The 12,398-nt window shown below is 44.3% G+C and carries 14 protein-coding genes; 3 read left to right on the top strand and 11 right to left on the bottom strand.

The features are described 5' to 3' along the window. Positions 1–10 precede the first annotated feature (10 nt). Positions 11–931 carry a methylisocitrate lyase gene (gene prpB, locus AAV35_RS03795; RefSeq protein ID WP_008587240.1) on the top strand — a complete coding sequence of 307 codons (921 nt, stop codon included), beginning with the start codon at positions 11–13 and terminating at the stop codon, positions 929–931. A gap of 217 nt (positions 932–1,148) precedes the next feature. Beyond that, a complete protein-coding gene (locus AAV35_RS14690; protein ID WP_374704050.1) occupies positions 1,149–1,484 on the top strand; it encodes a helix-turn-helix domain-containing protein in 336 nt (111 codons plus the stop codon). A 688-nt stretch (positions 1,485–2,172) separates the two neighbouring features. Here the strand turns inward: AAV35_RS14690 and AAV35_RS03780 are convergent. Then, on the bottom strand, positions 2,173–3,198 hold the full coding sequence (locus tag AAV35_RS03780) for an ABC transporter permease subunit (protein WP_008587235.1): 1,026 nt from the start codon (positions 3,196–3,198) through the stop codon (positions 2,173–2,175). After that, the gene (locus tag AAV35_RS03775; RefSeq protein ID WP_146003359.1) at positions 3,198–4,067 is read right to left on the bottom strand and encodes an ABC transporter permease subunit; all 870 of its coding nucleotides are present in this window, start codon (positions 4,065–4,067) and stop codon (positions 3,198–3,200) included. The genes AAV35_RS03780 and AAV35_RS03775 overlap by 1 nt, the downstream gene beginning before the upstream one ends. Positions 4,068–4,258: 191 nt before the next feature. On the opposite strand from AAV35_RS03775, the gene AAV35_RS03770 reads away from it, so the two are divergent. Next, a complete protein-coding gene (locus AAV35_RS03770) occupies positions 4,259–4,993 on the top strand; it encodes a MerR family transcriptional regulator (protein ID WP_040608993.1) in 735 nt (244 codons plus the stop codon). 150 nt (positions 4,994–5,143) lie between these two features. Here AAV35_RS03770 and AAV35_RS14320 read toward each other — a convergent pair whose 3' ends face one another. The 9 genes from AAV35_RS14320 to sufD form a co-directional block, all read right to left on the bottom strand. Then, positions 5,144–5,320 carry a hypothetical protein gene (locus AAV35_RS14320; RefSeq protein WP_156330835.1) on the bottom strand — a complete coding sequence of 59 codons (177 nt, stop codon included), beginning with the start codon at positions 5,318–5,320 and terminating at the stop codon, positions 5,144–5,146. A 273-nt stretch (positions 5,321–5,593) separates the two neighbouring features. Then, complete coding sequence (locus tag AAV35_RS03765; protein WP_374704049.1) at positions 5,594–5,962, bottom strand: hypothetical protein; 369 nt, start codon at positions 5,960–5,962, stop codon at positions 5,594–5,596. A gap of 84 nt (positions 5,963–6,046) precedes the next feature. After that, positions 6,047–6,457, bottom strand: coding sequence for a hypothetical protein (locus AAV35_RS03760; protein WP_040609035.1), 411 nt, complete (start codon positions 6,455–6,457; stop codon positions 6,047–6,049). Next, the gene (locus AAV35_RS03755) at positions 6,441–6,665 is read right to left on the bottom strand and encodes a helix-turn-helix transcriptional regulator (protein ID WP_008587225.1); all 225 of its coding nucleotides are present in this window, start codon (positions 6,663–6,665) and stop codon (positions 6,441–6,443) included. The genes AAV35_RS03760 and AAV35_RS03755 overlap by 17 nt, the downstream gene beginning before the upstream one ends. 190 nt (positions 6,666–6,855) lie before the next feature. Next, positions 6,856–7,884 (bottom strand): DUF2332 domain-containing protein, encoded by a 1,029-nt coding sequence (locus AAV35_RS03750; RefSeq protein WP_008587223.1) that lies wholly within the window; start codon positions 7,882–7,884, stop codon positions 6,856–6,858. 122 nt (positions 7,885–8,006) lie between these two features. Then, positions 8,007–9,404, bottom strand: coding sequence for a Fe-S cluster assembly protein SufB (gene sufB, locus AAV35_RS03745; protein ID WP_008587222.1), 1,398 nt, complete (start codon positions 9,402–9,404; stop codon positions 8,007–8,009). Positions 9,405–9,436: 32 nt separating this feature from the next. Further along, positions 9,437–9,880: a Fe-S cluster assembly sulfur transfer protein SufU gene (gene sufU, locus AAV35_RS03740; RefSeq protein ID WP_008587219.1), complete on the bottom strand. Its 444-nt coding sequence runs from the start codon at positions 9,878–9,880 to the stop codon at positions 9,437–9,439. Continuing rightward, positions 9,870–11,090: a cysteine desulfurase gene (locus AAV35_RS03735; RefSeq protein ID WP_008587216.1), complete on the bottom strand. Its 1,221-nt coding sequence runs from the start codon at positions 11,088–11,090 to the stop codon at positions 9,870–9,872. The genes sufU and AAV35_RS03735 overlap by 11 nt, the downstream gene beginning before the upstream one ends. Next, positions 11,090–12,397 carry a Fe-S cluster assembly protein SufD gene (gene sufD / locus AAV35_RS03730; protein WP_008587214.1) on the bottom strand — a complete coding sequence of 436 codons (1,308 nt, stop codon included), beginning with the start codon at positions 12,395–12,397 and terminating at the stop codon, positions 11,090–11,092. Before sufD ends, AAV35_RS03735 begins: the two co-directional genes overlap by 1 nt. Position 12,398: the final 1 nt, after the last annotated feature.

Raw genomic sequence — 12,398 nt, 5'->3', positions numbered from 1 at the left:
GGAAATGACAATGTCATGGATCGTCGAACCTAAGTCTACTCAATCGGAACGAGCAGATTCGTTCCGCCGAATGATGCTTCAGGAAGAAATAATGAAGATTCCCGGAGCTCATGATGGAATGTCCGCCAAGATTGCAAAAGATATCGGATTCCAAGCACTATACTTATCAGGAGCAGCTTATACAGCCAGCCAGTCCCTCCCGGATCTCGGCCTCATTTATTCGAATGAAATGGCACAGAAATCACAAGAACTCATACGCGCTTCTGATTTGCCTCTGCTAGTCGATATTGACACTGGCTATGGTGGTGTCATTAATGTGGCCAGAGCCGCCAGAGAGATGGTAGAAGCAGGAGTAGCGGCAGTTCAGATAGAGGACCAGCTTCTACCGAAGAAATGCGGGCATCTGAATGGAAAAAAACTGATTGATACAGAGGAAATGATGCAAAAGATCCGCATAATCAGAGAAGTCGCCCCGACGCTCATAATAGTCGCGCGCACCGATGCTAAATCAGTAGAAGGGTTGGATAAAGCCGCGGAGCGTGCAAACCGGTATTTAGAATCCGGAGCTGACGCTATTTTCCCGGAAGCTTTGACGAGTGAAGATGATTTCCGTTACGTTTCTTCGGTTATCGACGGGCCGTTACTTGCAAACATGACTGAGTTCGGCAAAACCCCGTATTTCTCGGGAAAAGACTTTCAGGCATTAGGCATGGATATGGTTATATATCCAGTCACCTCCTTACGTGTGGCAGCCAAAGCTTATGAACGTGTTTTCAGTGAAATTATGGAACACGGTACTCAAAAAAGATTGCTTGAAGATATGCAATCACGGGAAGAGTTGTATAAAACCATTAAATATTATGAATATGAAGAATTAGATGAAAAAGTAGCAAAAACCATCTTACCGCAAATGGGAAAAGAGCATAAGTGACTCATGTAGATATCCTGTTTGAATCTTGAGTGTTAAAAATTCTGCATATTACCATTTTTAAGGATATACGATATAAGTCACAAACTATCAAAAAGTCTCATAGAGGTAGCGCACCTCGGAAGTTAGAGTGAAAATCTAACTTCCGGGGTGTTTTTATGTCCAATTATAGTAAAGCATTTAAGGTAAATGTGGTAATGAAGGTTCTCTAGGGTACACGTTGTTGGGCAAAAGATACGCTCTTCCTGATAAAACTCCAATAAGACGTTGGGTCCAGGCGTATCAAACGTTCGGGGAAGAAGGATTGAAAAGGAAGCGCTCCAAACAAGTCTATCCTGTCCAATTCAAGCTGGATGTATTACACTTTAGGAAAAAGACAGGAGCTTCTCTTCAGGAGACGGCGATCGCCTTCCATGTGAACAACTCTTCGTTAATTGCGAACTGGACCCGCATATTTAACAAGGAAGGGGTCGAAGGTCTCCGGGGAAAAGCGAAAGGGCGGCCTTCTATGTCAAAAAACCTAAAAAAACGTCGCCCAAAACCGAAAAATCCTTGACTCGTGAAGAACATTCAGAACGTGAAAATGAACTTTTGCGTCTGGAGAATTCTTATCTAAAAAAGGTCAAAGCTTTTCAGGAGAATCCGAATGCCTATCTCGGAAAGCACAAGCAGCGCTGGTGTTCGAACTCAAACAGGAAGGATTCAAAGTAAAAGACGTGTTACGAAAAGTAGGCATTCCTGAAGCCACCTATCATTACCAGAGGAAGCATGTCTACGAGGAAGATCCGAACAAAGCATGTAGAGATTATTTCTTTCGGTATATTCAAACGACCGATCCTGGGTGTTGTGTTAAAGTCGTTAAAGGAAGCGTTGGAAACCATCGAAACGGAAGCTGAATACCGGACAACCATCCACTCCGATCAAGTTTGGCATTACCAATACCGCAAATGGGGAAACGTTAAAGAAACATCGTATCTTCCAGAGTATGTTCAGAAAAGCGAACTGCGCAAATAATGCGGCGATGAAGAATTTCTTTGGAATTCTCCAATAGGAAATATATTACAGGCGAAAACCGGTTTCTTATGAAGGGCTTGAAAAAAGCTCGAGGGATACATAGAGTACTACAACTATGAACGCGTAAAAGCAAAATTAGCTGGTTTCCTAATGAAAACCCTAACTTTTAGGGGCCACTACTAGAGCTTGAGGCTTTTTAATCGTTTTCCATTAATATCGTCACACATATTTTATAACTCATCCCCTCTTTGTTCGGATTTGGAAGAATTTTCAACAATGGTGAAATCATCTATGTCTGCACTTAGTGATCGCTTATTATTATCCTTTAAACAAATTATCCTTTCATCCTCCCGCATAATATTATTAACCGCACGGCTCATACCGGCTAAAGCAAGAACAAACAACACGAGAAAAAGGAGTGGTATACCTACGAGCCAGTATACGTTCGTTTGCAGTGTACGAAAATACATACCTACCATGGAAGCCCATTCATACGTGACGGGCACCGGACGCCCGGCCGCTAATCCGAATTCTGCTTTCGTTCCTCCGAAAAAAAGTTCAAATACGCCGAGATGGCTCATAACGAGAACAGCCTGGATATTCTGTCTCATGAACAGTGTAACGAGCCGTTCTTTCAGATACGGAAGAAGATGGGAACGGAACAGATGAAACGATCCCGCTCCGAGCGACCTGCTTGTCGTGATGTACTCTTGCTTTAAAAGTGTGCTCGTCTCGTTCGCTATGTAAATGGCTGCAGGAGGTGTCAACAAAATACCGATAACCAGTACCTCTGTCCCTAACCGAAACCCGAGCGTCGTCGGGAACCCGGAGATTGGCTCCAATAATAACGGCCTGAGAAAATTGTAGGCAATAACGGAAACAGGAATGAAATATAAAGCGGAAAGCATGTTTTCGATGATTTTTGATTTGCCTTTATTTTTGAACCCGAGAGGAATGCCGATCAGGAAAGCCAGAGCGAAGCTGAGTAACCCTATAGAAAAGACACCCAGAATCGTATATTTAGCTCCTTTTAATATATAATAAACGATATGATTACCGTTCATATCCGTTCCCAAAATCGAGTGTTCGAAGGGGGCGAAGGGAGGCCCGACCATCTCCCCCTGCCCGTTCGTAAGAAAAGGAGTGTGACGTACGTAAGAATCGAAAAAATGAGCGTGTATCAAGCTGCCTGCCAGCATAATTATTATAAATCCGAATCCCCATAGGAATAACGACTGTTTAACTAATCTTTTCATCACAGGGAGACCTCCTCCCTCGTAAAAAAGTACAGGGACAGTTCAATCCCTTTCAAGAAAAGATAAATAGGAACAAAGAATAATAGAGCTGTAACGAAAAATACAGGAGGTTGCGAGTAAGTGAGAAGAAAAGAAGCCATTCCGAAATTCTCGAAAAGATATTCCACGATAAGCAGGTTACTGATCATAATACTGAGCAGGAATTTCGCCTGATAAGACAGACGCACGAGCATATTCCTCATAATATGGGTTAGCAGTATGAATGTTTTCGGCAGCCCTTTACTTACAGCCATTTCATAGTATGGTTTTTCTTTTTCCTCCTCCACAAGACTGAGCATCGACTGAAAAAAGTAAATAGTCGGAAGAATCGACAGGACCAGAGCCGGCGCTAGCACAGCTTCTTCTTCTCCCGCACCCGCAAGTTTTATGAAAGTGGTACCTGTTTGTATATACAGCCACACGAGAAACATCTGGGAAGAAATGACGAACACGACGTCCGGTATGCTTTGCAGAAGGGAGGTGATAGATAAGCACAGCTGGTAAATCTTTTTTGGTGCGCGCCACAATATAAATGTACCGAGAACAGCCAGGGAGAAAGAAATGACGAGAGCTATTCCCAATACTGTCAAAGAACTCGCAAAAGCTTTAAATATAATAGGAAACAGACTTCTCTCCTCACCGGATTCAGGATTGATATAGACCAGCGACTCAGGATTCATCAATTGACCGAAAACACCGAGGATCTTTTCAATCCCGGGCCAGACGAACCCCTCCACCGATATAAATAAAGGAGAGACACTTATGAACAATACGCCCACTATTAAAAAGAATGGTTTAATGCATTCATGTATCACATATGACTTCCACACCAAAGACCTCACCGTCCCGTCCGTTCGTTAAAAATTCCAGTAAACTATTATCCCGTTACCTGAATTACTCATACAGCAATTAATATTCTAAATTTTGTAACTATTTTAACAGAAATGATAAGTTTTTTACAGGTAATTACCGTTGACCCTTCCGCTACGGGATACTTTATAGTTAATAATGAAAGGAGGGCGTGATGGTGAAAGTAAAAGAAATAGCAGAGTTAGCGGGTGTCAGTGTTCGTACGCTGCATCATTACGATGAAATAGGATTATTAACTCCGGCCAAAGTTACAGAAGCCGGATACCGGGTTTATTCCGACAAAAATCTCGATACCCTTCAGCAGATTCTGTTTTTTAAAGAGCTCGGCTTTTCATTGGAAAAAATCAAAGAAATCATGCATAACCCATCGTTCGACCGGCACCAGGCGTTGATCAGTCAACGCGACATGCTTTACGGGAAAAGAGACCGGCTTAACCGGGTGATTACAACTATTGAAAAAACGATACAAGAGTCGAAAGGAGAGATACAGATGCCAAACCGCGATAAATTTACCGGCTTTGATTTCAGTCATAATCCTTACAAGAAAGAAGCGAGAGAAAGGTGGGGGGACGAGACAGTTAATAAATCCGAGGAAAAAGTTAGGAATATGACAGCATATGATGAGGAGAAATTCAACGAAATCTTCCGTGAACTGGCTCATATCCGTAATGTATCACCTGAATCTGATGCAGCTCAGGAAAAAATCGGTATATGGTACCGCTATTTAAATGAAGTGGGGAACTACTCTCCTCAGGCTTTCGAGGGGCTCGGCCATATGTACGTAAATGATGAACGCTTCACTGAAAACATAGACCAGTTCGGAGAAGGCCTGGCTGATTTCATGGCTAAAGCTATGAGCGTTTATGCAGCGAGGAACAAAAACTGATACTGTATAATGGCAGTAAATTCTACACCCTGAATAGTGTACGCTATCGGGGTGATCTATATTCCATATTAAAATCATGGTACAAGAAAAAAGCAGTATTCCGTTAGAGGTATTCAAAAGGAAAAGTGGTTAATGGCGTTAAAATTATCGTTATAATTGTTTATTTTTCTTACGTCTATTCAAGGTTACCATGATAAAATGTCCGACCGTTCCGCCGATCATGAGCCCTCCCCACAAACTCCAGTCCAAGTCGGTCTTCCAAAGGCTTACTAGCAGGAATCCGATTGTGAAACCCATCAAAATGCCGGCCAGAGTTTTCAATTTCACAGATACCCCTCCTTAATCTACTAACATGGCTCTCTTTAAAATTGTCTTTTGTCGTAAATCCTGGAAATTTCTTATTTATTTTTCGTCCAATCTTCTTTCGAGTACCTTAACCCGCGTTTCCAAAGATTTTATTCTGTCTTTTTGTTCCGAAAACTCATTCATCTTCGGTTTCAGCGCACCGGTGATTTGTTTTACTCCCCAATATATTATCGCAACGGGAAGAGCAAGAATTACTAAACAAATGACAATAAAAACTAAAACGTCGATAGTAAATCAACTCCTGTCTGTGTTACCTTGCAGAGACGTACTGCTGCTTAGGCGACGTTTATACATCCAGTAATAGACGAAATAGCTGATAACAGCAACAAGCAAATAAAGCAGTTCAGGTTTAATGCTCCCGAATAAGTTCCACCCTCCGTTATTCAATTGCAGGAATTCGAAAACGGAACTTAAAAAGAAAACCATTACGAGTAAAATCCAACTGCTTACAATAGCTTTCTGTTTAATAATCTTCAAGCGTTCACTATCTCTCGTATTGACCCCGCCAAATTCATCCGTACCGGTAAACCATCCGGAAGCGAAGAAAATAACCAAGCCCGCGAATACAATGATTCCGAAACTGACTAATTCCAAAATAAGCACCTCATTGAAAATAATGTTCTTTCCAATTTATGTTAGACAAAACCCGGCGATTTGTCAAAATCCTTTTGGAAACGTTTCAATGCTTCAATCTTCCTGTTTCTTCCGTAAATAATAAAGATAAAAGTAAGGTACTACGAAACATATAAAAACTATCGCTCCTATGAGGATTCCCGTATTTAAATCCGCAGTAAGAGTAACTGCAACACCGAGACCGATTGCAATAACACTAATTACCGCTATCGAAGTAAGAAATCCTTTCTTAGGGGACTTTTTATCTGATTCATGATCCACGCTTATACTCATAGATAAATAAGCAGAGACTATGCCTGTGAGAATTAGCACAAACCACAGCGGGTTACCGGTCATCCCTTCCATACCTTTCGTAACCAGATCGTACCCTAATATGCCTATGATTCCAGCGGTCTGAACGATAAATAAAATTCGCGTGTTCTCCAAATTCTTCCGTTTCAATCGCTCATCATTTATTTTTTGTATCATCGGTCCGCTCCTCCTTATCTATCCAGAACAGTTCATCCAGAGACTTGTGTACCCCGTCGCAAATGGCAAGGCACAGTTTCAGCGTAGGGTTGTATTTTCCTTTTTCTATTAAACTGATCGTTTGACGGGTAACGCCTGTTTGTTCGGCTAATTGGGCCTGGGTCATATCCATTTGCACGCGGGCTATTTTTACGTTATTTTTCACTTATGTAAGACCCCCTTCACTATATAAAGTAACATATAAATTACATGATTCAATATATACATTACATTAAATCTAAAAAGTCGACGCTTATCCAATATAAAGGTAAGCGTCTTTACAGTATGGATATGGGCAATCATGGGGATATATAACAGATATTCTGTGCTCCGCCTCATTCGAAATTCTGTATTTTCTATAGTTGGATCTTCCAGTCGAACCATCGGCCGTGCCCGTCCGTATCGCCCAGTGTGTTCGTTTTTGTTTCCCTCCGGAAGACGCTATCGATGTGTAATTGGCGGTCCTGCATATTGTTATAAACGTGGAAAACCCGTCTTTGTTCACTGAGCTTCCTTATTTCCTCCTCCACCCTGTTTTTATCTTCTTTCGTGAACTGATTAGCTACATGAGTGTGAAAAATACATAGAGTGGAATCTTCAGACATTTCTGCCGCAATCTCAGGAAGTAGGGAGACACCGTCTCCTTCTATGAGAGCGAGCGGTTGCTGCTGCAGTTTTCGGGCGGCGCGCAAAAAGTTGCGTCGTCTGTCGGCATGTTCGAGCCAGATGAGCGCCTCCAGCCATAATTTCTCTTCTGTTACGGTCACATCCACGATATTCAAATCCACCCCTGTCCGTTCTGCAACCGGAGGAACATCGTTCAGCAAGTGTTCCGGTATTCTCCCCTCCCGTACTTTCGACTCCAAATGTACGGCAGAATCTTTTTTTCCATACGTTTTCCCAGTGCCGTAGCTGTAAGCATACTGGTCCCATAGTAATTGCAGCCCTGCACTCGTTCCTATCTCTATAAGCGACAGAGGTTTCTGTGTTTGTTCGTATATGTAAGAAAAGACAGGACACAGGTAGGCACAGCGTCTCACTTCATTTGTCTGTACGATGTTATTTTTCAAAATTACTTTTATTTCTTCCTTATTTTCCAAACAGAAGTCTTTGAATATCCGGTACAGATAACGGTCTCTTTTCGGGAAATCCACGAGACTGGGGTAGTAGTCTTTCAGTTCGTGTTCCGTATCTTTGAGCAGCAGATAGTGTACAGCCCCGAACAGCAGATTCGGTATCGGCTGACTTTTCTCTACCTCGGTACACAGGTCCAGTATGTCTTCGTCTTCTGCAATTTTAAGGCTCAGCTCCCGGTAAAGCGGACTGGAACCAATGCATTCTTTTTCGGCAAAATCCTTGAACGTGTCAGTGAGCAACTTCTTCATCTTCTCCCTCCTTCTTTAGGTAAGTTACTCTTCCTTTTATCTTACACTAATTTACATTTAACTAAAATAACGAAACAAAAAACCCCTGTACGAATTGAATCGTGACAGGGGTCTTACAGCTATTAACCGATAGAACCTTCCATCTCGAATTTGATGAGACGGTTCATTTCTACCGCATATTCCATCGGAAGTTCTTTCGTAAATGGCTCGATGAAGCCCATTACGATCATTTCAGTCGCTTCCTCTTCAGAAAGACCGCGACTCATGAGATAGAATAGCTGCTCTTCGGACACTTTCGAAACTTTCGCTTCGTGTTCGAGAGAGATGTTTTCGTTCATGATTTCGTTATAAGGAATCGTATCGGATGTGGATTCGTTATCCATGATCAGCGTGTCGCACTCAATGTTCGAGCGGGCGCCTTCCGCTTTTTTACCGAATTGGACGATTCCGCGGTACGTTACCTTACCACCGTTTTTGGAGATGGATTTGGAAACGATACTTGATGAAGTATTCGGTGCCAGGTGGTGCATCTTCGCACCGGCATCCTGGTGCTGACCTGCGCCGGCAAGAGCGATGGAAAGCGTGTTACCGCGTGCTCCTTCACCTGTAAGAAGAACGGATGGATATTTCATTGTAAGTTTGGAACCGAGGTTACCGTCCACCCATTCCATCGAAGCGTTCTCTTCCGCTACAGCACGTTTCGTAACCAGGTTATAGACGTTGTTCGCCCAGTTCTGGATCGTCGTATAACGGCAGTAGGCATCTTTCTTAACGAAGATTTCCACTACTGCACTGTGCAGGGAGCTTGAGGAGTACGTCGGTGCTGTACAGCCTTCAACGTAGTGCACGGATGCGCCTTCATCTGCGATGATCAGCGTACGTTCGAACTGACCCATGTTTTCCGAGTTGATACGGAAATAGGCCTGAAGCGGTGTATCCACTTTCGTATTCTTCGGTACGTAGATAAAGGAACCGCCGGACCATACGGCTGAGTTCAGCGCTGCGAACTTGTTGTCGGAGTTCGGAATCGCTTTTGCGAAATACTGCCGGAACAGATCTTCGTTTTCTTTAAGCGCTGTATCCGTATCTTTGAAAATAACGCCGAGGTTCTCCAGATCTTCCTGCATGTTGTGATATACAACTTCGGATTCATACTGGGCAGATACACCGGCAAGATATTTCTGTTCTGCTTCCGGAATACCGAGACGATCAAAGGTGTCTTTGATTTCCCGCGGTACTTCATCCCAGGAACGTTCTGTATTTTCGGAAGGCTTTACGTAATACGTAATATCGTCGAAGTCAAGCTCTGACAAGTCGCCGCCCCACTGAGGCATCGGTTTCTTGTAGAACTGTTCAAGAGACTTCAGGCGATAGTTAAGCATCCACTCCGGCTCTTCCTTACGTGCGGAAATATCTTTTACGACCTGTTCTGTCAGACCTCTTTCGGTCCTGTAAACAGATACGTCTTTATCGTGAAAGCCATATTTATAGTCTTCCATTTCTGGAGCTTTCTTAGCCATGATATTACCTCCTTATATATTGATTCATCCGTTTAAGCTTCTTCGGACTCCTCTACCCCCTGCTCCATCGCTTTCCAGGAGAGGGTGGCACATTTGATACGGGCCGGAAACTGGGAAACTCCCTGAAGCGCCTCGATATCTTCCAGTGCGAATTGTTCCGGGTCGACGTCTTCTCCCTGCATCATAGCGGAGAAAAGTTTCGACATTTCAAGAGCTTCTTCGACTGTTTTCCCTTTTACTGCCTCTGTCATCATGGAGGCGGAGGAAAGGCTGATAGAGCAGCCTTCTCCGTCGAATTTAGCTTCGTTCACCACTCCATCTTCAAGCTGAAGCTGAAGCTGGATTCTGTCTCCGCATGTAGGGTTATTCATATCGATCGCCATGTGCTCGCCTTCGATAGACCCTTTATTGCGGGGATTTTTGTAGTGATCCATGATAACCTGGCGATAAAGTGTGTCTAAGTTATTAAATGACATCGCCAAAATACTCCTTTGTTTTCTGAAGTCCTTCCACAAAGCGGTCAATCTCATCCGTCGTGTTATACAAATAGAAACTGGCTCTGGCTGTTGCATTTACACCGAGCCACTTCATAAGCGGCTGGGCACAATGGTGTCCGGCCCTTACGGCTATCCCTTCCGTATCCAGAACGGTAGCCAGATCGTGCGGGTGGACGCCGTCGACGTTGAAAGTGACAAGTCCTGCCCGTTCTCTCGGACCATAGACAGTCACTCCGTCCATGTCGTCCATCTTTTTAAGCGCATAGCTGATGAGCTCCTCTTCGTGCTTTTCGATTTCTTCCATACCGACACTTTCAAGATAATCGATGGCAGCACCGAGTCCAATCGCTCCGGCTATGATCGGCGTACCTCCTTCAAATTTCCACGGAAGCTCTTTCCACGTGGAATCGTACAGGCTGACGAAATCGATCATTTCTCCGCCGAATTCTACCGGTTCCATATTATCGAGCAAATCTTTCTTACCATACAATACCCCTATTCCCGTCGGTCCACACATCTTGTGGGCCGAGAAGGCATAGAAATCACAGTCCAGATCCTGCACATCGATTTTGATGTGAGGAGCACTCTGAGCACCGTCCACGACTATTACTGCATTCTTCTCGTGAGCCGCCGCTGCGATTTCTTTGATCGGGTTGATGGTACCGAGAACGTTTGAGACGTGGGAGACAGCTACTATTTTGGTTCTTTCGCTGATAGTGTCTCTCACATCGCTCAGGGAAAGCGTGCCGTCCTCCTGCATCGGGATATATTTTAGTGTTGCATTTTTACGCTTCGCAAGCTGCTGCCATGGTATCAGGTTACTGTGGTGTTCCATTTCCGTAATGACAATCTCATCACCAGGAGCCACATTATCCACACCGTAGCTCTGGGCTACCGTGTTGATTCCCGTTGTCGTACCACGATTGAAAACAATTTCTTTCGTATTGGATGCATTTATGAAAGAGCGTACTTTCTCGCGTGCTCCTTCATATTCATCCGTAGCGAAAGCCCCAAGTGTGTGCACTCCGCGGTGAACGTTCGAGTTGTACCGCTTGTAATAGTCATCGATTTTATCAATGACAGATTGTGGTGTCTGGGACGTCGCCGACGAATCGAGGTATACAAGAGGATGACCGTTTACCTCCTGATGAAGAATCGGAAATGCCTCACGTACCGCCAATACATCCATTAATTCACTTTCCTTTCGATTACCTGACGCAACTGATTTTTCACAGCCTCTACCGGAAGCTGGTTGACGACCGGTGCCAGGAATCCGTGAATGATCAGGCGCTCTGCTTCTCTCTTCGGAATACCGCGGCTCATCATGTAATAAAGCTGAACCGGGTCCACACGTCCGACAGAAGCTGCGTGACCTGCTGTTACATCGTCTTCATCGATAAGAAGAATCGGGTTAGCATCCCCACGGGCATCCTTACTGAGCATAAGAACACGGGACTCCTGTTCCGCATTCGCTTTCGTTGCACCGTGGTCGATTTTGCCGATGCCGTTGAAGATACCGGAAGACTTGTCCTTCATAACTCCGTGCTGAAGAATGAAGCCGTCCGATTCTTTACCGAAGTGACGGATATTCGTCGTAAAGTTCTGCTTTTGCTCTCCACGTCCGACGACAACCATCTTCGCATCGCCTTCCGAGTTATCACCGACGAGATGCGTGATATTCTCAGCTGCGGTGTTCCCTTCGTTCATCTGACCGATCGCCCATTCGATACGGGCATCTCTGCCTGCAATACCGCGGCGGTTCGAGTAGACGGTCGTACCTGCTGCGAAGTTGTCGACAGCACCGAAGGAAACTTTCGCGTTATCTTTTGCGATGACTTCCGTAATGATATTAGCTGACGTCTGAGCTTCCGTGTTATTGGAAATGTAGTTTTCCACGTAAGTGACGGAACTGTTCTCTTCTGCTACGACGAGGATGTGGTTGATAAGAGATGCGCGCTCATCCTCCTGCCAGAAGATTGCCTGAAGCGGCTCTTCGATATTCACGTTTTTCGGAACGTAAAGGAAGATACCGCTGTTCATAAGAGCTGCATGCAGAGCACTGAGACGGTGTTCATCTACAGCTACCGCTTCTGTCATGTAATACTCTTTCACGAGTTCTGAATGATCGCGGAGTGCAGTGAAAATGTCCGTGAAAATCACGCCTTTGTCCTGCAGTTCCTGGTTAAGAGAAGAGTATGCAGCCGTGTGGTTGCGCTGAATGAGAAGGTTCTCCGTTTCTTTCTCCTGATCGAGGAAATTCTGGATTTCCGGTGGAAGATTTTCGAGCGAGTCGATGTTCGTTCCTTCCACGTCATGAGAGAAATCGGTGAAGTTCCATTTCTCTATATTAGTTTTATCGGGCTTCGGCATCGGAAGATTCTCCGATTTTTCAAGAGCCGCCAGACGAAGCTCTTTCATCCATGCCGGTTCGTTATGCTTGTTCGAATATTCTGTGACGTATTGCTTGTCGTATGGCATTGATACTTCTACAGCCATG

This window comes from Salimicrobium jeotgali (genome assembly GCF_001685435.2).
Classification (GTDB): Bacteria; Bacillota; Bacilli; order Bacillales; family Halobacillaceae; genus Salimicrobium; species Salimicrobium album.
This window is presented reverse-complemented; position numbering and strand designations above follow the sequence as displayed.

Bases quoted from the DNA above. Each gene is read 5' to 3' on its own strand.
- AAV35_RS03750 (WP_008587223.1), bottom strand. From the start codon at position 7,884: ATGAAGAAGTTGCTCACTGACACGTTCAAGGATTTTGCCGAAAAAGAA.
- AAV35_RS03735 (WP_008587216.1), bottom strand. From the start codon at position 11,090: ATGGATGTATTGGCGGTACGTGAGGCATTTCCGATTCTTCATCAGGAG.
- AAV35_RS03780 (WP_008587235.1), bottom strand. From the start codon at position 3,198: ATGAAAAGATTAGTTAAACAGTCGTTATTCCTATGGGGATTCGGATTT.
- prpB (WP_008587240.1), top strand. From the start codon at position 11: ATGTCATGGATCGTCGAACCTAAGTCTACTCAATCGGAACGAGCAGAT.
- sufB (WP_008587222.1), bottom strand. From the start codon at position 9,404: ATGGCTAAGAAAGCTCCAGAAATGGAAGACTATAAATATGGCTTTCAC.
- sufU (WP_008587219.1), bottom strand. From the start codon at position 9,880: ATGTCATTTAATAACTTAGACACACTTTATCGCCAGGTTATCATGGAT.
- sufD (WP_008587214.1), bottom strand. From the start codon at position 12,397: ATGGCTGTAGAAGTATCAATGCCATACGACAAGCAATACGTCACAGAA.